The organism is Lactonifactor longoviformis (assembly GCF_042848515.1).
In the GTDB taxonomy this organism is placed as follows: Bacteria; Bacillota; Clostridia; order Lachnospirales; family Lachnospiraceae; genus Lactonifactor; species Lactonifactor longoviformis.
Genome location: NZ_AP031453.1, coordinates 3,001,977 through 3,022,931, shown reverse-complemented (window position 1 = coordinate 3,022,931; position 20,955 = coordinate 3,001,977). Strand labels below are relative to the sequence as shown.

Genomic DNA, 20,955 nt, shown 5'->3' with positions numbered 1-20,955 from the left:
ATTTAAGGTAATGCTCTAAAAGGAGGATATTAATGAGTGAATTCAAATTAACCACAGTAGAAGAATTCGAAGCGGCTACCGCGAGACTGTTGGAGACAGGTGCAAAAGTTGGTGCAGATTCCTGGCAGTTAAGAGTTAAAAATCAGACACCGCACTGTAAGTTCGGTGAGGAGGGTGTCTGCTGTAGAATCTGTTCTATGGGACCTTGCCGTATTACAAAAAAAGCACCTAGAGGAATCTGTGGATGTGATGTACATGGTATCGTAGGAAGAAACTTCCTTCGTTTTACAGCAGGCGGATCTGCTACTCACTCTGACCACGGACGTGAAATCTGCCATACGTTATATGAGACAAGAGAAGGCGGAAACTACACAGTTAAGGATCCTGCAAAATTAAAAAGAATTGCTCAGGAATGGGGCATTGAGACAGAAGGCAAAGATATCTACGATCTGGCTCATGAAGTTGCGGAAACAGGTCTGTTAGAGTACGGCAAACCATTTGGAACACAGAAATTCATCAAGAGAGCACCAGAGCATACACAGGAAATCTGGAAGAGAGAAGAGATTGAGCCAAGAGCAATCGACCGTGAGGTATCTCAGGCATTACATATGACTCATATGGGATGTTCTTCCAAGCCGGAAGCTTTGGTAAGACAGGCTCTTCGCTGCGGTTTATCTGACGGCTGGGGCGGTTCCATGATGGGAACAGAATTCTCTGACGTATTGTTCGGAACACCCAAGGAAATGGAAACAGAAGCTAACTTAGGTGTTATGGAAGAGGAAAACGTAAACATCGTTGTTCACGGACATGATCCTTCACTCTCAGAAATGATCTGTGAATATGCAGAAGATCCTGAAATGATTGCACTTGCAAAATCTGTAGGCGCAAAAGGAATCACAATCTCCGGTGTATGCTGTACCTCCAACGAAGTTGCAATGCGCCGCGGTATTCCTATGGCAGGTAACTTCTTACAGCAGGAAAACGTAGTGCTTACAGGCGCCTGCGAAGCTATCGTTGTAGACGTTCAGTGTATCTTCCCGGCATTAGGCCCGTTAAGCAAATGTTTCCACACAAAATTCATCACCACTTCACCTGTAGCCCAGATGCCGGAATCTGACTTCATCCGTTTCTCATCTGAGTCCGCAGGAGAAAATGCAAAATTAATTGTTAAGACAGCAATTGAGAACTTCAAAAACAGAAATCCGGAATTAGTTCACATTCCAGATATGAAACAGAAAGCATTCGTAGGATATTCCTTCGAGGAAATTATCCACAAATTAGACGGTGTTACCAACTCCTTCGTTGACAAGACAGGAACTACAATGCCGCTGGTTGACTGTGTGAAATCCGGCGTTCTCCGCGGTGCGGTAGCTATGGTTGGATGTAACAATCCCAAGATCAGACCTGATGCTGCTCACATCGAATTAATGAAGAAATTAATTGCCAACGACGTTATCCTCATTGTATCCGGATGTTCCGCACAGGCTGCTGCAAAAGCAGGTCTGATGGACAAGAGAGCAAAAGATCTCTGCGGTGCCGGCCTGAAGAGAGTCTGCGAACTGGCAGACATTCCTCCGGTTCTTCATATGGGATCCTGTGTAGATATCAGCCGTATGATGATTCTTGCATCTGAAATTGCAAAAGATTCCGGCTGGAATATCTCCCAGGTACCTGTTGTGGGCTGTGCTCCTGAATGGATGTCCGAAAAAGCGGTATCTATCGGTAACTACGTTGTATCTACCGGTATTGACACTTATCTTGGTGTTGAACCTTATGCAACAGGCTCCAGCGAAGTAGATGCTCTGCTGAAGGGCGGATTAAGAGACTGGGTAGAGGCAGCTTATACTGTAGAATCAGATATTGATAAATTAGGCGATCTTATGATTGAAAGAATTGAAGAAAAGAGAGCTGCGTTAGGTATCTAACAGCTTCTCAAAATCGTGTAATAGAAAGGTGAATAGACATGAAAATTGCAGTAACGGGAAAGGGCGGAGTTGGAAAGACAACTTTTGCGGCGACACTGGCAAGACTTTATGCTGAAGAAGGCAGAAAGGTGCTGGCTGCAGATGTAGACCCGGATGCAAATCTTGGGCTGGCTTTAGGATTTTCAGAGGAAGTTCTGGATTCTATTGTACCAATCTCAAAAATGAGAAAATTGGTAGAAGAAAGAACCGGAGCCAGCAGCGACAATAAATTTTATAAACTGAACCCAAAGGTAGATGACATACCGGACACCTACGGAAAGTCCTGCAACGGAGTGAAGCTTCTTGTGCTTGGAACTGTAGAGACAGGGGGCGGCGGATGCGTATGCCCCGAGCACGTGATGCTGAAGCGTATTTTAAACAATATGGTGCTTCACAGGGATGATGTGGTAATCATGGATATGGAAGCCGGCCTGGAACACATGGGGCGGGGAACTACCGAAGGGATGGATCAGTTTATCGTTGTCATTGAACCCGGAGCCAGAAGTATCCAGACATACAAAAATGTGAAGCGTCTGGCTAAAGACCTGGGCGTAAAGCAGGTGCGTGTGGTTGCCAATAAGGTTCGGGACGAAGAGGACGAGGAATTTATCAAGAGCAAGATCCCGGCTGAGGATTTACTTGGCTTTATTCACTACAATCAGGAAGTGATTGACGCTGACCGTCAGGGCAAATCCCCCTATGATGTCAGCAAAACGGCAACAGAAGAAATTATAAAAATCAAAGATAGAATCGATCAGGATCAATGATCTGATAGGAGGTATAACAGTGTTATTATTTGATATCGTATTTAATGGTAATGATGCCATGTATGAAGAAGCGGTAAAAGCATGCGATGACGCTATTGCAAAATACGGTGAGGACAAGGCGGTTGGATTCCCTGAGACTGCTTACAGCTTACCATGCTATTACTCAGAGACAGGTACTAAGATCTCTACATTAAAAGAAATGAAAGAAGCTCTGGGATACATTAAATCTCTTATGACAAGAGAGAGACGTCTGGACAGCGCGTTCCAGTCAGGTGTTGCCACAGCACTTTCCGCTGAGTTTATTGAGGCTTTAAAATATATTGATGGTGCGCAGCCATACGAACTGCCATACGAAGGACACTTTTCTGATGCCAAGATCCGTGAACTGGGTGTGCCCCTGGTAACAGGCGATATCCCGGGTGTAGCCGTTATTATCGGTGAAGCTCCCACTGCGCAGGAAGCAGTAGATCTGGTTAAGAGTTATCAGTCACAGGGTATCTTTGTAGCTCTGGTTGGAAAATGCATCGAGCAGATCAAAGAACTGGGCTATAAGACTGGTTTCAACGTACGTGTGGTTCCCCTGGGAGAGGACATTGCTTCCGTTATCCACATTGTATCCGTTGCTTTAAGAGCAGCTCTTATCTTCGGTAATGTAACACCTGGAGACAGAGCAGCATTACAGAAATATACATTTGACAGAATCTTTGCTTTTGTCAACGCATTCAAGAATTTGGATGAGAAGACAGTTGCCTGCGGTGCAGGTGCTATCTACTACGGCTTCCCTGTTGTTACAAACGACATGGATTACACACCGGCAGTACCTAAGAGCTTGATCAAATACGAAGATGTTTCTCAGTTCAACCCAATTTCTCTGGAAGCCAGAAACATCAAACTGAAAATTACAAATATTGACATTCCGGTTGCTTTTGCATCTGCGTTCGAAGGCGAGATTATCCGCCGCGGCGATATGCAGATCGAATTCGACGGTTCCAGAGTGGACTGCTTCGAGTTAGTTCAGACTAAAGAACTTTCAGAAGTAGAAGATCATAAGATCGAAGTGATCGGACCGAAGATCGACGATTTCGAAGTTGGAAGCAAGCAGAGCATTGCTTACATTGTAGAGGTAGCAGGAAAGAACATGCAGTCTGACTTTGAGCCTGTATTTGAGCGTAAATTCCACAGCTATATCAACTGTATCGAAGGTGTGATGCACACAGGCCAGAGAGATATGATCCGTGTGCGTATCAGCAAGGATGCCCATGCAGCAGGATTTGAACTGGAGCATATCGGTGAAGTGCTGTATGCTAAGATTAAAAATGAATTTGACGCTGTTGTTGACAAGTGTCAGGTTAAGATTTACACAAATCCGGAAGACTGTACAAAACTCCGTCATGAGTTAGCGATCCCTGCATTTGACAAACGTGATGCAAGACTTCTGACACTGACCGATGAGTCTGTAGACGTATACTACAGCTGTATCCTCTGCCAGGCATTCTCTCCGTCCCACGTTTGCGTGGTAACACCTGAGAGACTTGGTCTGTGCGGTGCTGTTTCATGGCTGGATGCTAAGGCTACCAACGAACTGGATCCGGCTGGACCATGTCAGGTTATCACAAAAGAAAAATGTATCGATGAAAGAATCGGTGAGTACGAAGATGTTAACGAAGCAGTTCGCAAATTCTCCCAGGGTGCTCTGGAAGACGTATCCCTGTACTCCATTATGGAAAAACCGATGACATCCTGCGGATGCTTTGAGTGTATCTGCGGTATCGAGCCATTCTCCAACGGTGTTATCATTGCCAACCGTGAGTACTCTGGTATGACTCCTCTTGGAATGACCTTCCCAGAGCTGGCTTCCATGACCGGCGGCGGTGTACAGACACCTGGCTTCATGGGACATGGAAAACACTTCATTGCTTCCAAGAAGTTCATGAAGGCAGAAGGCGGTATCGAAAGAATCGTATGGATGCCTAAGGAACTGAAAGAGACAGTTGCTGAAAGATTAAATGCAACCGCTAAGGAACTTTATGGAATTGACAACTTCACAGATATGGTGGGAGATGAGACAATTGCAGAAGATCCTGAGACACTGGTAGCATTCCTGACAGAAAAGAATCATCCTGCATTAAGCATGGATCCGATGATGTAATTCTATAGTGAACTTGTAGGACAATTAGCATTGCCCCTTCGGGGGCAGTGCTAAAATCGCAAAGGACTTGGATTGGAGATGAGAATTTGTTAATTAACAGAATCTTTAACGGAAATGATGCGGTTTACGGGTTAACAGTGGGAGCTATTGACGATGCAATAGCAAAAAACGGGGCAGATAAGGCGGTTGGATTTCCAAATACAGCCTATTGTCTGCCGTGTTATTATGCTGTAACCGGTGTGAAAGTCAAGACACTGGGAGATTTGAAAGAAGCTGTCGGCGTTGTGAAAACACTGATGACAAGAGAACATGCACTGGATGATGCGCTGATGTCAGGGGTTGCCACTGCACTGTGTGCGGAGTTTATCGAGGCTCTGAAATATGTGGACGGAGCAGTTCCCTATGAAGAACCCTGCTACGGTCATCTTGCAGATGCGGTGATTCGTGAATTAGGTGTGCCTCTGGTAACCGGGGATATCCCGGGTGTGGCAGTTGTCCTGGGAAGTGCTCCTACAGCTAAAGAAGGGGTTGACCTCATCAAGAGCTATCAGGCACAGGGAATTCTGGTGACTTTGGTAGGGGGAATTATTGATCAGTGTGAAGAACTGGGATATAAGACAGGGGCGAACGTCCGTGTCATTCCTCTGGGGAAAGATGTTACATCTGTCATCCACGTTGTATCCGTGGCTATTCGTGCTGCTCTGATCTTCGGAAATGTAACGCCCGGGGATGCAGGTGCTCTTCTGGCCTATACTGCGGAGAGGGTTCCCGCATTTGTGAACGCTTTCGCACCGATTGACGACGTGATTCTGGCTGCAGGCGCAGGTGCAATCAAGCTGGGATTCCCTGTAATCTCCAATGAGACAGAAGGAATCGCGGAGGTTCCGGGCGCACTGATTCCTGCAAAGGTGGAAGACTTTAATAAGACTTCTCTGGAAGCGCGGAATATAAAGATTAAGATTACAAACATTGATATTCCTGTAGCCTTTGCCTCTGCTTTTGAAGGAGAAATTATCCGCCGGGGCGATATGCAGGTGGAATTCGACGGCTCCAGGGTAGACTGTTTTGAGTTAGTGCAGTCTAAAGATATGGAAGAGATCGAGGATCACAGGATTGAGATCATTGGTCCTGAGATCGACGAGTTCCCTGAGGGGAGCAAACAGAGTATTGCTTATATTGTAGAGGTGGCAGGGAAAAATATGCAGCCGGACTTTGAGCCGGTATTTGAACGTAAGTTCCACAGCTACATTAACTGTATTGAAGGTGTGATGCATACAGGCCAGAGAGATATGATCCGGGTGCGTATCAGCAAGGACGCATATCAGGCAGGTTTTCGTGCAAAACACATCGGTGAGGTGCTTTACGCAAAGGTAAAGAGTGAGTTTGAGGCAGTGGTTGACAAGTGCCAGGTAAAGATCTATACAATGCCGGAAGACTGTACAAAGCTGCGCCATGAACTTGCCGTACCTGCATTTGACAAGAGAGATGACAGACTGCGCAATCTGACAGATGAATCGGTAGATGTTTATTACAGCTGTATTCTGTGCCAGGCGTTCTCGCCTTCACATGTATGCGTAGTGACGCCGGAGAGACTGGGACTGTGCGGAGCGGTATCCTGGCTGGATGCAAAAGCTACCAATGAGCTGGATCCCAACGGACCCTGCCAGGTAATCACAAAAGAAAAATGTATTGACGACAGAATCGGCGAGTTTGAGGATGTGAATGAGGCAGTTCATAAGCTGTCCCAGGGGGCGCTGGAAGAAGTGTCACTGTATTCCATCATGGAAAAGCCGATGACGTCCTGCGGATGCTTTGAGTGTATCTGCGGCATTGAGCCATTCTCAAACGGCGTTGTGATTACGAACAGGGAGTATGCGGGTATGACTCCTCTTGGTATGACCTTCCCGGAACTGGCTTCCATGACCGGCGGCGGTGTGCAGACACCCGGCTTTATGGGACATGGAAAGCACTTTATTGCATCTAAGAAATTCATGAAGGCAGAGGGCGGGATTGAGAGAATTGTATGGATGCCCAAGGAATTGAAGGATATGGTGGCAGAGCGTCTGAACGAGACTGCCAAAGAGCTCTACGGCATCGATAATTTCACCGGAATGGTGGCAGACGAAACCATTGCTCAGGATCCGGAAACCCTTGTTGCATTTTTGACAGAACAAGGTCATCCAGCCTTGTCAATGAACCCTATGATGTAGTATAATTATTTTACGAGAGTGTGCGTGAATTTCTATCGGCGTACGCACTAAAATTATTAAAGGAGGCTAATTAAAATGCCGTTTAATCAAAAACCACAAAAGTTCAATGCAACCATTAACACAGTTGAGATTGGATGCGGGGAAAAAGCTATCAAATTAGGTGGAGAAAGTGTATTTCCTTTCTACACATTTGACGGCCCAATAGACAATGCACCTAAGGTAGGTGTGGAAATCTCTGATTTAGGACTGGGAGATGCTGTTCCGGGACTGAAAGAATTCTATGGAGATGCAGCGACACCTGCTGAGATGGCGAAAAAAGCTGAAGCTATGGAAGGTGCTGATTTTATCTGTCTGCGTTTGGAAGGCGGAGATCCAAACGGAGAGAACAAATCTGTAGAAGAATTAGTTGCAGTTGCTAAAGAGGTGGCAGATGCTGTTACCTGTCCTTTAGTAGTAGAAGGCTGCAAGAACGTAGAAAAAGATGCTGACTTATTAGCCAAGGTAGCAGACGCCCTTCAGGGAAAGAACGTGCTGCTTCTCTCTGCAAGAGAAGAGAATTACAAAGCAGTGGGTGCAGCTGCCGGACTTGCTTACAATCAGAAAGTTGGTGCTGAATCAGCCGTAGATATCAACCTTGCAAAACAGTTAAATGTTGTTACAACACAGTTAGGCGTAAAAGCTGAAAGTATTGTTATGAACGTTGGTACTGCAGCTGCAGGTTATGGTTATGAATACGTGGTATCTACCATGGACAGAATCAAAGCAGCGGCATTATCTCAGGATGATGCTATGCTTCAGATGCCTATCATTACACCAGTAGCAGATGAAACATGGAACGTAAAAGAGTCCATGGCTTCTGAAGATGATATGCCAGAATGGGGTTCCAAGGAAGAAAGAGGTATTGCCATGGAGATCATGACAGCTTCCGCTGACTTAGCAGCAGGTTCTAATGCAGTTATATTAAAACATCCTCAATCTGTTGCAACCATTTCAAAAATGATTAAAGAATTAGTATAATCGGAAGAACAGGAGGATAAAATATTATGGCTTTATCAGGTATTCAAATATTTAAAATGACACCAAAAACCAACTGCAAGGACTGTGGTTCACCAACATGTATGGCATTTTCTATGAAGGTTGCCCAGGGCGCTGTAGATATCTCAGCCTGCCCGCATATGTCAGAGGAAGCACTGGCTTCTTTATCTGAGGCTACTGCACCTCCAATGAAAACAATTAAAGTTGGTACCGGAGACGGTGAATATACATTAGGCGGAGAGACTGTTCTCTACAGACATGAAAAAACATATGTAAGCAAGACAAGATATGCAGTATCTCTGTGCAGCGGCATGGACGATGCAGCCATCGAAGCTAAATTAGCTGAGATTCCAGCAGTAGACTATGAGCGTATCGGCGAGAGAATGTACGTGGAAATGCTCTATGTAAATTACGCTGAGGAAGCCGGACAGGACAAGTATGTGGCTTTAGTTGAAAAGGCAAACGCTACAGGAAGAACTTTAGTTCTGGGATGTAAGGATCCGGAAGTGGCAAAAGCTGCTTTGGCAGTATGCAAAGACGGCAAACCAGTATTAAACGGCGCTGACGCTTCTAACTATGAAGCTATGAATGCTGTTGCTGCAGAGGCCGGTGTTGTTCTCGGTGTAACCGGAGCTGATCTCAATGAATTATATGATACAGTAGCAGCACTTGAAAAATTAGGAAACAAGAATCTGATACTGGATGTTGGATGTGCTTCTGTTAAGGATGCATTCGCAGCAGCTGTTCAGATCAGAAGAGCAGCAGTGAAAGAACAGGACAGAACCTTCGGTTATCCTTCTCTTGTAAATGTTGCAAAATTAGCGCAGGGAGATAAGTATTTACAGCAGGCTCTGGTATCCTTATTCACCATGAAATATGGTTCCATCGTTGTTATGGAAGAACTGGGATATGCAGAAGCACTTCCGTTATTCGGCTTAAGACAGAATGTATTTACAGATCCTCAGAAGCCAATGAAGGTTGAGCCTGGCATCTACCCAATCAACGGCGCTGATGAGAATTCTGTCTGCCTGACAACCGTTGACTTTGCTCTTACATACTTCATCGTTTCCGGCGAGCTGGAAAGATCCGGAGTACCATGCAACTTATTAATCAGCGATGCCGGCGGATTATCCGTACTGACAGCCTGGGCTGCCGGTAAATTATCCTCCACATCTGTTGCTAAGTTCATCACAGAGCAGGTTGAAGATAAGATTAAATGCAGAAAACTGGTTATTCCGGGTAAAGTAGCTGTATTGAAGGGCGATATTGAAGCAAAACTTCCAGGATGGGAAGTTATCGTTGGTCCTTTAGAGGCTGTTCAGTTAGTTAAGTTCTTAAAAGATATGCAGGGCTAATAGGACAGGCTTATCTGCATGAAAGCACCCCGGATCTGCATAATCCCGGATCCGGGGAATGAAATATAATTTCTTACATGAAAAGGAGAATGAGCATGGCAAAATTTATTACAATTGGGGAAAGAATTCACTGTATTTCACCAGCAATTCGTGAGGCAATGGCAACAAGAAATCCAGAGGCTATTTTAAAACGTGCGAAAGAGCAGTTAGAAGCTGGAGCTACATACTTAGATGTTAATATTGGACCTGCTGAGAATGACGGTGAAGATTTAATGAAATGGGCAGTTCAGCTCCTTCAGGAAAACTTCGACAATGTTCCGTTAGCACTGGATACAGCTAACAAAAAAGCTATTGAGGCAGGTATTTCTGTATATAACAGAGCAAAAGGAAAACCAATCGTTAACTCCGCTGACGCTGGTGACAGAATGAGCTACATTGACTTAGCTGCTGCCAACGATGCCATCGTAATCGCACTTTGCTCCAATGGACCAATCGCTGCAGACAATGACGAGCGTATGGTACACTGCCAGACTATGTTAGAGCATGGTATGATGCTGGGCATGGAACCAACGGATCTGTGGTTTGACCCATTATTCGTAGTTGTAAAAGGTATGCAGGACAAACAGATGGAAGTTCTGGAAGCTATCAAGATGTTCAGCGATATGGGCCTGAATTCTACCGGTGGATTATCCAACAACTCCAATGGTATGCCAAAACACATCAGACCAATCATGGACTCCGCAATGGTTGCTATGTGTATGATGCAGGGTCTGACATCTGCAATTGTTAACCCATGCGACGTAAGATTAATGGAAACCATCAAATCTTGCGATGTATTCAAAAATAATACATTATATGCTGATTCTTATCTGGAACTGTAATTACGGGATTTTAGTATAAGGATTGGAACGTTATATAGGTGAGTGATTGAGCCGCTGTGAAGCAGGTACCTTATGGGGACTGCAAAGCAGCGGCTTTCTTTTATTTTGTATAGGAAGGTTTCAGGGTAGACATGTTAACAGAAAGGGAACTTATGTCCTTTACATAGAATATAGGTGTAATATTGTCGAAGAGGATGAAATTGGGATTTGACTTCATAAGCTTGATACTGCCCAGTCGGAAGGTATGGGGGGTAAGGGGACGGTGAGAGGAGTCCTGCGGCAGCGGGCGGGCTGGGTTCGGACAGGAGGGAGGCTTAAGTTCCGGGGACACCTCCGTCGTGAAGAGGGTCTAAGACAAAACCGGAATCCCCGCCGGAGCACCGTTCGTATGTGCAAAGAATGCTTGATGTGCATTCTCTGCACATGCTCACTTTTTTTCGGCCCGGACTGCCGAAAAAATCTCCTGCAGGAATCCCGGTTTTGCCCAAGACTCTCTAGTCACTCCTCCGGAATCGTCCCCGGAACTTAAGCCTCCCTCCTGTCCGAACCAGCCCGCCCGCTGCCGCAGGACTCTTCTCACCTGGGTATAGGGTGTTCCAAGGGGGAGATTTATCAGATGGGGAACGTTATTTTGCACATGGGAAATGGCTGTAAAATTGTCAGATAGAATATAGCTGTGATATCTTCAGATAGAGTGGAATTAATCATTGTAATGAGTTTGGGCGTTATCCAAAACATCGAGTTACAAATCGTGCGAAACAAGAAGAAAAGTGTACAACTCTCGACCTTCCCCACCCGTTTTCAGTGAATGTGAAGTAAGTCTCTGCCAGGATATAGAAGGGAGCACCGGGGGGACAGGGCCAGGCCGGGGTATAGGGACAGGTCAGGGAGGTTAAGCGGAGTGAGCCGAAGATCCAGTCCACCAGCTGATTAACGAGGAAGGCTTTCCTGACGAGTTTAGCAGCTGGTAGGACTTAGCTAAGGAGAACGGAGCCTCGAGCTGACCTGTCCCTATACCCCGGCCTGGCCCTGTCCCCCCGGTGCTCCCTTCTATATCCGTCCGTCTGCAACGCTGCGCTGGCCGACTATTTCGCCCCGAACTTCACATACACAAAACTATCCCCTGTATTGGAGAGCAAGGCGATGGCTGATGTGGAACTGGGGGAAAAACAGATAAAAGCGGAGGGAATCTGGATAAGAGAACGGCGCCCGGGAAGGCCTGGACGCTGCTCTCTTTTTTGCTTTGGATAGTGCCCTTTTGCTTGACAGTAAAGGGGTGAGTAAGGTATATTTATATTGACAAGCATTTGTCAATCTGACAAAAAATTGCTGGTCAATTACAGTTGTTGCAGCTTGGTTTTGGCGAACATACATAATTGTAAAATTATATTGAAGAAAGGCGAATGAAGCTATGTTTCAGGTAACTTTTAGATTCGAGAGCGGCGAAAAGGTCACGACTTACGCTCAGGAAGGGGAAAACCTTCTGGAAACAGCAAGAAAGGCAAATGTTGCCATTGATGCCCCTTGTTCCGGCAATGCGTCCTGCGGAAAATGTAAAGTGCGGTTAATCAGCGGAATGTTAGACTCCCAGAAGACGCGCCATATTTTTGAGGAGGAGTACGAGCAGGGCTGGAGGCTGGCTTGTGTCAGTAAAATAAACGGCGATGTGGAAGTGGTAGTTCCCGATATTGCATCAGCATATCGAAGCAGAATGAAAGTTGCGGATTTAAGCTCAAAAGAAGAGATCGCCATCTTCGAGAAAGCAAAATCAGACATCGAACAGGCAGGTATTGTCCTCAAAAACAGTTTGAGAACGGTAGATGTGTGTATGAATGTACCTTCCCTGGATGACACGATGCCGGACAATGAGCGATTTACCAGAGCATTGAAGAAAGAGCTTGGGCTAAAGAGTGTCCGGGTACCCTATTCTGCATTGAGAAAAATGTCTCATGTGTTCCGGGAAAGCGATTTTAAAGTAAAAGCCGTGATACGGGTAGCCGGTGATGATGCCTTTGTATATGATATTTATCCGCAGACTGAAAAGGTTGTAATCGGCGGACTGGCAATCGATATTGGTACAACTACAGTATCTGCCCTATTGATCAATATGCTGACCGGTGAGGTGATCGGCAAAGCCTCCGCAGGAAACGGACAGATCCGTTACGGCGCGGATGTCATTAACCGCATCATTGAGTCTGTGAAGCCCGGAGGCAGCGAGAGACTGCAGAAGGCGATTATTGAAGAAACGATTAATCCTATGGTTCAGCAGATGTGCCGTGCTACGGGGTTTGATCCCCGCCATATCTACAGGATGAGCGTGGCGTCCAACACAACCATGAACCATTTACTGACAGGGATGAATGGGGATCCTATCCGTATGGAACCTTATATCCCTACATTCTATAAAACGAATTCTCTGTATGCCTCTGATTTGGGTATTACAGTGAACCCGGATGCCCATATCATTATGGCGCCGAATATCGGCAGCTATGTGGGCGGTGACATTACGGCAGGTACATTGGTGAGTATGATCTGGAATCGTCCGGAATTTTCTCTTTTCATTGATCTGGGAACCAACGGAGAGCTGGTATTCGGAAATGAAGACTTTTTAATGAGCTGTGCCTGTTCTGCAGGTCCTGCCTTTGAGGGCGGAGACATCAGCTGCGGAATGAGGGCCACGGACGGGGCTATAGAAGCTTGTACGATAGATGCGGAAACCATGGAACCCAGCTTCCATGTGATTGGAAAAGAAGGAACTAAGCCGATCGGACTCTGCGGTTCCGGCATTATCGATGTGATCGGTGAACTTTACCGGACAAAAATTATTAATCCAAAGGGCAAGTTTATCAGAAACGGCAAGCGTGTCCGCCATGACAAATACGGTATGGGAAGCTATGTGCTCGCATTTGCCGAGGATGCCGGGTCTGTAAAGGATGTTGAGATCAATGAAGTGGATATTGATAACTTTATAAGAGCCAAGGGTGCTATCTTCTCTGCGATCAGAACAATGCTTTCTTCGGTGGACTTTGATATATCTATGATTGAAGATGTATATGTAGCGGGGGGGATCGGAAGCGGCATTAATATGGGCAATGCAGTCCGAATCGGAATGTTTCCTGACATCCCTCTGGATAAATTCCACTATATTGGGAATTCTTCTCTGTCAGGCTCTTATGCTATGCTCTTGTCTACAGCAGCAGAGAAAAAATGCTATGAAATTGCTAAGAATATGACTTATCTGGAATTAAGTGCAGTTCCGACGTATATGGATGAATTTGTTGCTTCTTGCTTTATACCGCATACAGATGCAGCATTATTCCCATCCGTTGAGCTCACTGGACAGAATCCTGAATAATCTGAGGTGATATATGAATTTTGATTATGCAAAAGACAGTAAAGAACAACGGCCGTTTGAATATTATTTCAAGAAATACCAGGGTATGGACCCGGCTGAGATAAGTGAGAGAACCGGGATCCCGTATGATGAAGAGAATAGATATTTTATTCTTCGTCTTATGGGAAGCACCTATGAGATTTCCTATCCGGGGTATGAAATCAGACACAGAGAGGATGCTGTAGGCAGTTATCCCCTGGAAACGGCCATGAATGCCAAGATTCTGGCACTTCGCTATCTGGTGGAGGGAAACCGGGCACCCTCTGCCGGCGAATATCTCACATATCGGGAAGTTCCCTGGGGAGAATTCTATTTTAGAAATTTTCAGGGGAGATGCCTGGCAAGGCTGGCATTTGGCTATGGAACGAAAATTACCAGATTTCAGGAAATTATGGAACATCTGGGGGCAAATAAGCTTGATCTGGGAGATGCCTCCTATGAATTTGAATTTATGAATGACTTGTTTGTACGGTTTATCTTGTGGGAAGGGGATGAGGAATTTCCTCCGTCATCCCAGATACTATTCTCAGATAATTTTCCCATTGCTTTCTCCGCAGAGGATATGGCAGTGGTGGGCGATATTTCTATCGGCCTTTTGAAAACTTTGGAGAAACAGCTGTAACTTTTCCTGCCGGTCGAAACATCCTTACGGATGCTTTGATAAATTGTAACTTGTCAACCATGATATAGTAGAGTAAATATTGCGCGTAAAGTGCCTTGGGATGGGAAGTTGCCCTTGGACGAAGGTGGCCGTGAAATTCTACCACGATGTAATATTGCATCCGCTACTGCATTAAAGAGTATGATGTATTGCCTCTTTGGTGTAGATCTACTATACACCTGAAGAAGGCCTTTGTATGCCTAAGGAGGAACATACATCATGAAAAAACTGAATAGCAGAGTTATCGCTTTTGCCGGTGTATTGATTGCCATGAATATTATTCTTTCCAGAGTGGTGGCAATTAATATTGGAAGCTCACTTCGCATTACGGTCAGCGCTACACCTATTTACCTGGCAGGGTTCTGGTTTGGACCTTTCGTTGGAGGGATCTGCGGGGGATTGTCAGATCTTCTCGGATGCCTGGTTTCAGGGTATGCGCCAAATCCATTGATTCTGGTATCTTCTGTACTTACAGGAGTACTTCCGGGATTGTTAAAAGGGTTTGTGACCAGGAAACCGGATATCTTCCGGTTTTTCGGCGTTGCTGCACTTCACGGGATTGTGGGGTCCCTGGGATTTGCAACCCTTGGGCTTAGACTGTATACAGGTATGCCCTGGGCAGTTTTGTATTCTACAAGAGCTGTGCAGACATTGCTTTTAACGGCAGTGAACAGTATGCTGGTTTTTGCGCTTTACAGAAGCCCGCTGACTGGTCTGGTAACCAAGTCTATGTCCCAAATGAGGAGAAAGACACCGGAGACAGTGAAACGGTAATTTTGCAATTGGTTGTAAATAATTTGGCGAAAGCCGGTTATTTCAGAAAGGGAGGATTTTACAATGGGATTCAAATCAGACATCGAAATTGCACAGGAAACGACGATGCAGCCAGTTATGGAGGTTGCAAAAACAGCAGGTATTGATCCAAAATATTTGGAACAGTACGGAAACTACAAAGCTAAGATTGACTATAACATGCTTCGTGACACCGATAAGAAGGATGGAAAGTTAATTCTGGTAACAGCAATTTCTCCGACACCGGCCGGTGAAGGCAAGACAACAACTACCGTTGGTCTGGCAGACGGTATGCGCAAGATTGGCAAAAACGTTATGGTTGCGCTCCGTGAGCCATCCTTAGGACCTGTATTCGGCGTAAAGGGCGGAGCCGCAGGCGGCGGATATGCCCAGGTAGTGCCAATGGAAGACATTAACCTGCATTTTACAGGCGACATGCATGCCATCGGCGCAGCCAACAACCTTCTGGCCGCTATGCTGGATAATCATATTTTCCAGGGAAATGAACTGGGAATTGACCCGAGAAGAGTTACCTGGAGACGTTGTGTAGATATGAATGACCGTCAGCTTCGTTTCGTGACAGACGGCCTGGGCGGAAGGACCAACGGAATGCCCCGTGAAGACGGCTATGACATTACCGTTGCCTCCGAGATTATGGCAGTATTGTGCCTGTCCTCAGGGATCAATGACCTGAAGGCACGTCTGGCAAGAATCGTTGTGGGATATACCTTTGACCAGAAACCGGTAACCGCGGGAGACTTAAAGGCAGAAGGCGCAATGTGTGCACTGCTGAAGGATGCCTTAAAGCCGAATCTGGTACAGACTCTGGAGCATACACCAGCCATCGTACACGGCGGACCGTTTGCCAACATCGCGCACGGCTGCAACTCTGTAATGGCAACCAAGATGGCCCTGAAATTAGGGGACTACGTAGTAACCGAAGCCGGCTTCGGTGCAGACCTTGGAGCTGAGAAGTTCCTGGACATCAAGTGCCGTATGGCAGGTCTGAAACCGGACGCAGTGGTTGTAGTGGCAACGGTGAGAGCCCTGAAGCATCACGGCGGTGTAGCTAAGGCTGACCTGAACAATGAGAACCTGGACGCACTGGAGAAAGGACTTCCGAACCTGCTCCAGCACGTAGGAAATATCAGAAACGTATATAAACTGCCGTGTGTGGTTGCGATTAACGCATTCCCCACAGATACCAAGGCGGAGCTTGATCTGGTAGAGGCAAAATGTAAGGAATTAGGCGTAAACGTAGCGCTCTCTGAAGTATGGGCAAAGGGCGGCGAAGGCGGAATGGCCCTGGCAGAAGAGGTAGTGAAGCTGGTGGAAGAGCCCAACGACTTTACCTTCTCCTACACGGACGACATGACCATCGAAGAGAAATTAAATGCCATCGTAACCAAGATATATCACGGAGACGGTGTAGTGCTTACCCCGAATGCCAAGAAACAGGCAAAACAGCTGACGGAGCTTGGATTCGGCAAATGCCCGATCTGTGTGGCAAAGACCCAGTACAGCTTTTCAGACAATGAGAAATTGCTGGGAGCCCCCAAGGGATTTGAGGTAACCATCCGTAACCTGAAGATTTCTGCAGGCGCAGGATTCATCGTAGCATTATCCGGAGACATCATGACTATGCCGGGACTTCCGAAAGTACCGGCAGCTGAGAAGATTGATGTGGATGAGACAGGTAAGATTTCCGGATTATTCTAACTGTAGTAATAACACGGAAACTGTGAACTCTACACATAGTTGCGTGTTTCAGTGGGACGGAGGAAGTATTTCTCCGTCCCAAAAAAATATTACATACCATTAAGGAGGACAACATGGGATTTTCAACAGTACCTTGTAATGAATTTGTAGAAGTATTAGCATCAAAGGCCCCTGTGCCGGGCGGCGGCGGCGCATCTGCTCTGGTGGGCGCCGTCGGAACTGCCCTTGGCAATATGGTGGGAAGTCTGACCGTAGGCAAAAAGAAATATGCGGACGTGGAAGAAGAGATGTATGAGCTGAAAGCAAAATGCGACAAGCTGCAGGCAGACTTGCTTACACTGGTAGAAAAGGATGCGGAGGTTTTCGAGCCCCTGTCAAAGGCCTATGGTATGCCGAGAGAGACAGAAGAAGAAAAGGCTGAGAAGGCCAGAGTGATGGAGATTGTCTTAAAAGATGCGTGCTCTGTACCTATGGAAATTATGGAAAAGTGCTGTGAAGCAATTGATATTATTGCAGAGTTTGCAGCAAAGGGTTCTGCCCTGGCAATTAGTGATGCCGGCGTGGGCGCAGCCTTCTGCAAAGCTGCTCTGGAGGGCGCCAGCTTAAATGTGTACATCAACACAAAATCTATGAAAAATAGAGAGTATGCAGAAGAGTTAAATAAAAAAGCTGATCATATGCTGGATGTATATCCGAAAAAAGCAGATGAAATTTTTGCGAGCGTACTTGGCAGACTGAAATAGGAAAGGGGAAGAGACATGGCAAAGCAATTACTGGGAAAAGAAGTAACCGCAGCATTAAATGAGAGAATCAAGGCTGATGTGGCCGGATTAGCAGAAAAAGGAATTCAGCCTAGACTGGGGATCATCCGTGTAGGGGAAAGACCTGATGACGTATCCTATGAGAGAGGAGCTACGAAGCGCTGCGAGACACTCGGTGTTGAGTATGAAAAATTTCTGCTTCCCGCTGATGTAACTCAGGAAGAGTTAATGGCAACACTTGAGAAAGTAAATAATGATGATAAGATTCACGGTATTCTTATCTTCCGTCCTCTGCCCAAGCATCTGGATGAAGCGGCAGTAATTAAAGCCCTGAAGCCGGAAAAGGATGTGGATGGTATTACCGATGGCTCTATGGTCGGGGTATTTGCGGGAACAAAGCAGGGCTTCCCTCCCTGTACCCCTCAGGCGTGTATGGAGATCTTAGACCATTATGGAATCGACTGTAAAGGTAAAAAGGCAGTGGTTGTGGGCAGAAGCCTTGTTGTGGGAAAACCTGCTGCTATGATGCTTCTTCAGAGACACGCCACAGTAACGATCTGCCATACCAGAACGGTAGATATGCCGTCCGTAGTAAAGGAAGCAGAACTGGTAATCGTAGCCGCCGGACGGGCCGGGGTTGTGGACGACAGATATCTGTCTCCTGGACAGATTGTAGTAGATGTGGGAATCAATGTAAATGAAGAAGGGAAGCTTTGCGGAGATGTTGACTACGCAAAGGCAGAACCTGTTGTTGAGGCTATCACTCCGGTTCCGGGAGGCGTGGGAAGTGTTACCACTTCTGTTTTAGTGGGCCATGTGGTAGAAGCTGCTAAGAGATCTCTGGAATAAGCAGAATAGAGAAGCAAAAAAGAATCTGGATGGCCAGGTTCTTTTTTGCTTTATAGAATTCCCTAGGGCAGAAACTCTGTCATGTGTTTGCGGTACCACAGGGGCATCATGGTTCTCTGGCACTGATAATTTTTTCGTTCCTGTATCCCAATAGTACGGAAAAAAGATTTCCACAGGGCAACATAAGGGTCTGTAGTCTCCCTGTGGGCATTCAACTGTTCCAGATCTGCCTGGCCAAGCGGAGTGAGGTAGTATTCCTCGTCTGCCGGGTGTACGGCAGCCAGATTCCTGGTATCATCGATAATCATCCAGTTTTCCGAGGGCATGCGATCGGAAAACTGGGGACCCAGGATCGTGAGAATATTGCATTTGGGTGAAATGCGGGCCATCAAAACGTTCTGATCCATGCGCTCGAAGCGGAGAAATTCACGAAATAAGTGTGCCTCATTCGTGACTTTTCTGCTCAGCTCAAAAACAGTTATCACCTGAGGAGCCTGGAGCATTTGGAGAACCCGGGGACCGGCGGCAAAACCGAGAATCAGAAATCGGTAGATAGCGTCCAGCTTATTGGAGGCAAAAGACATGGCTGATTTGTAGACCAGCTGATAGGCCTCCCAGTTTAGTTTTTTATGGATTGTGCGTATGACCTTCTGTACCTTTTGGGGATCCGGGTCTACGTGTCTGTATTCACAGAACAGTTCCATATCACCGGCCGGCTCTGTCATAAGACGTACACTGCTGTGTCCGATGGCATTGGCCTCTGCCCATGCATCATAGATGCAGGTCATCATATCTTCGAATATATCCTTGCAGGTAAATATAATCATAGGGCAGCTCCTTACGTTAAATACTAGAATTGACCGCTGATACTTTTCGCCGCATCCTCAACAGTCGGGGAAGCTGTAAGATTCATATCGTCAAAAAGTGACAGCTGGCGGTAGGTCTGAGGGTGCTCGATTTCCCAGTTAGTCCGGGCGTCCTCTCCGGTCAGCTGCCTGGTAAGGAAATCCTCCTGTATGGGAATGCGGTACATCATCCGTCCTTTGCAGGTGATAAAATATTTCGCCCGCTTTAACACAATTCCCATTCGCTTCAAATGCTCAAAGTCCAGCATCCCCTGGCGTCTGGACTGGACAATCCGGGAAGCTGATTTCATCCCTATCCCTGGTATCTTCAGCAGATCTTCGTAGGAGGCACGGTTGATCTCCATAGGGAAGAGCTCAAGATGGCGAAGGGCCCAGTCGCACTTGGGGTCCAGAAGAATATTAAAGTTTGGCTTTTCGATGCTCAGCAGATCTTCGGCGTGGAAACCATAGTAACGAAGAAGCCAGTCTGCCTGATAAAGCCTGTGTTCCCTGAGAAGCGGAGGCGCAGTATCCAGAGATGGGAGACAGGAGTCTTCGTTGAGCGGCACATAGGCGGAGAAGAAGACTCTTTTCAGGTCATACTGCTGATACAGATGCTGGGTAGCAGTAAGAAGCTGGAAGTCATTCTCCGGGGTTGCGCCGATGATCATCTGTGTACTCTGTCCCGCAGGCACAAAGGGAGCAGGCTTGTTGCCGGTATGGTGAACCGGCTGTACGCCCGCGGGCAGGGATACAGATGGCGTGGCAGCTGTCTCAAGCCTTGGAGCAGGACCGGACTGAAAGATCGTATTGCTCAGATAGCGGTTGGAGAAGCTGCGTTCCATGCGGGGATCCTTTCCTATCTGCAGACGGTAGCCGGTGATGCCGGATTGTATCTGCTCCATTGGTTTCAGAATACCGGAAAAGGACTTGTTGGGAGCCAGTGCCTTCAGGCTTTCCCGGGTAGGAAGCTCCATGTTGACACTCATGCGGTCCGCCAGATATCCGGTTTGGAGAAGCAGTTCCCGGGAGGCACCGGGAATGGCTTTTACATGCACATAGCCGTTAAAGTGATAGCTGGTGCGGAGAAGAAGGAGAGTGCGGTACATCAGCTCCATGGTATAGGTTGGGTTCTTGCATACACCGGAACTCAGAAATAAGCCCTCGATATAGTTCCTTTTATAAAATTCTATGGTTAAGGTACAGAGCTCTTCCGGAGTAAAGGTCGCACGTACCTTGTCATTGGACGCGCGGTTGGGACAGTACTTGCAGTCATAAATGCACTCGTTGCTTTGAAGAACCTTGAGAAGGGAAATACACCTTCCGTCGGATGCAAAGCTATGGCAGATTCCTGCTGCACAGGAGTTCCCAAGGCTTCCCTTCTGTCCCCGGCGGTCAACCCCGCTGGAAGTGCAGGCCACATCATACTTGGCGGCATCTGCCAAAACGGTCAATTTATCCTGAAGTGTAAGTTGATTTGCAGTATTCATATTGGCTCTCCTGTCAGATAATTAATGCAAACATATGTTCTTTTACAATTATACCATAGTTTGCGGCCAGAAGCAAGATTAAA

General features: G+C 46.6%; 15 protein-coding genes and 1 riboswitch. Of the genes, 13 read left to right on the top strand and 2 right to left on the bottom strand.

Going from position 1 to position 20,955, the window contains the following annotated elements; all coding sequences use genetic code 11:
* Window positions 1-32 precede the first annotated feature (32 nt).
* The 13 genes from cooS (at window position 33) to ACGHCT_RS13880 (ending at window position 18,537) form a co-directional block, all read left to right on the top strand.
* Entirely contained in the window at window positions 33-1,925 is a 1,893-nt protein-coding gene (gene cooS / locus ACGHCT_RS13940) for an anaerobic carbon-monoxide dehydrogenase catalytic subunit (RefSeq protein WP_154260217.1), read from the top strand.
* A gap of 38 nt (window positions 1,926-1,963) precedes the next feature.
* Window positions 1,964-2,731 (top strand): AAA family ATPase, encoded by a 768-nt coding sequence (locus ACGHCT_RS13935; protein WP_072853004.1) that lies wholly within the window; start codon window positions 1,964-1,966, stop codon window positions 2,729-2,731.
* 19 nt (window positions 2,732-2,750) lie between these two features.
* A complete protein-coding gene (gene acsB / locus ACGHCT_RS13930; protein WP_072853006.1) occupies window positions 2,751-4,880 on the top strand; it encodes an acetyl-CoA decarbonylase/synthase complex subunit alpha/beta in 2,130 nt (709 codons plus the stop codon).
* 86 nt (window positions 4,881-4,966) lie between these two features.
* The gene (gene acsB, locus ACGHCT_RS13925; protein ID WP_390436385.1) at window positions 4,967-7,090 is read left to right on the top strand and encodes an acetyl-CoA decarbonylase/synthase complex subunit alpha/beta; all 2,124 of its coding nucleotides are present in this window, start codon (window positions 4,967-4,969) and stop codon (window positions 7,088-7,090) included.
* A 75-nt stretch (window positions 7,091-7,165) separates the two neighbouring features.
* Entirely contained in the window at window positions 7,166-8,107 is a 942-nt protein-coding gene (gene acsD / locus ACGHCT_RS13920; protein ID WP_072853010.1) for an acetyl-CoA decarbonylase/synthase complex subunit delta, read from the top strand.
* A 26-nt stretch (window positions 8,108-8,133) separates the two neighbouring features.
* On the top strand, window positions 8,134-9,480 hold the full coding sequence (acsC, locus tag ACGHCT_RS13915) for an acetyl-CoA decarbonylase/synthase complex subunit gamma (protein ID WP_390436382.1): 1,347 nt from the start codon (window positions 8,134-8,136) through the stop codon (window positions 9,478-9,480).
* A gap of 95 nt (window positions 9,481-9,575) precedes the next feature.
* Window positions 9,576-10,361 (top strand): carbon monoxide dehydrogenase/acetyl-CoA synthase methytransferase subunit, encoded by a 786-nt coding sequence (gene acsE, locus ACGHCT_RS13910; RefSeq protein ID WP_072853015.1) that lies wholly within the window; start codon window positions 9,576-9,578, stop codon window positions 10,359-10,361.
* Window positions 10,362-11,772: 1,411 nt separating this feature from the next.
* A complete protein-coding gene (acsV, locus tag ACGHCT_RS13905) occupies window positions 11,773-13,716 on the top strand; it encodes a corrinoid activation/regeneration protein AcsV (protein ID WP_390436380.1) in 1,944 nt (647 codons plus the stop codon).
* A 13-nt stretch (window positions 13,717-13,729) separates the two neighbouring features.
* Complete coding sequence (locus tag ACGHCT_RS13900) at window positions 13,730-14,377, top strand: DUF3786 domain-containing protein (RefSeq protein ID WP_390436378.1); 648 nt, start codon at window positions 13,730-13,732, stop codon at window positions 14,375-14,377.
* A gap of 66 nt (window positions 14,378-14,443) precedes the next feature.
* Window positions 14,444-14,545: riboswitch (THF riboswitch) on the top strand.
* Window positions 14,546-14,635: 90 nt separating this feature from the next.
* Window positions 14,636-15,190 carry a folate family ECF transporter S component gene (locus ACGHCT_RS13895; RefSeq protein ID WP_390436376.1) on the top strand — a complete coding sequence of 185 codons (555 nt, stop codon included), beginning with the start codon at window positions 14,636-14,638 and terminating at the stop codon, window positions 15,188-15,190.
* 63 nt (window positions 15,191-15,253) lie between these two features.
* Window positions 15,254-16,927 carry a formate--tetrahydrofolate ligase gene (locus tag ACGHCT_RS13890; RefSeq protein ID WP_390436374.1) on the top strand — a complete coding sequence of 558 codons (1,674 nt, stop codon included), beginning with the start codon at window positions 15,254-15,256 and terminating at the stop codon, window positions 16,925-16,927.
* Between the two features lie 113 nt (window positions 16,928-17,040).
* Window positions 17,041-17,670 carry a cyclodeaminase/cyclohydrolase family protein gene (locus tag ACGHCT_RS13885; RefSeq protein ID WP_072853469.1) on the top strand — a complete coding sequence of 210 codons (630 nt, stop codon included), beginning with the start codon at window positions 17,041-17,043 and terminating at the stop codon, window positions 17,668-17,670.
* 15 nt (window positions 17,671-17,685) lie between these two features.
* Window positions 17,686-18,537 carry a bifunctional 5,10-methylenetetrahydrofolate dehydrogenase/5,10-methenyltetrahydrofolate cyclohydrolase gene (locus tag ACGHCT_RS13880; RefSeq protein WP_390436371.1) on the top strand — a complete coding sequence of 284 codons (852 nt, stop codon included), beginning with the start codon at window positions 17,686-17,688 and terminating at the stop codon, window positions 18,535-18,537.
* A gap of 62 nt (window positions 18,538-18,599) precedes the next feature.
* Here the strand turns inward: ACGHCT_RS13880 and ACGHCT_RS13875 are convergent, their stop codons facing one another.
* On the bottom strand, window positions 18,600-19,364 hold the full coding sequence (locus ACGHCT_RS13875; protein WP_072853471.1) for a TIGR03915 family putative DNA repair protein: 765 nt from the start codon (window positions 19,362-19,364) through the stop codon (window positions 18,600-18,602).
* Window positions 19,365-19,387: 23 nt separating this feature from the next.
* Entirely contained in the window at window positions 19,388-20,872 is a 1,485-nt protein-coding gene (locus ACGHCT_RS13870; protein WP_390436369.1) for a putative DNA modification/repair radical SAM protein, read from the bottom strand.
* Window positions 20,873-20,955: the final 83 nt, after the last annotated feature.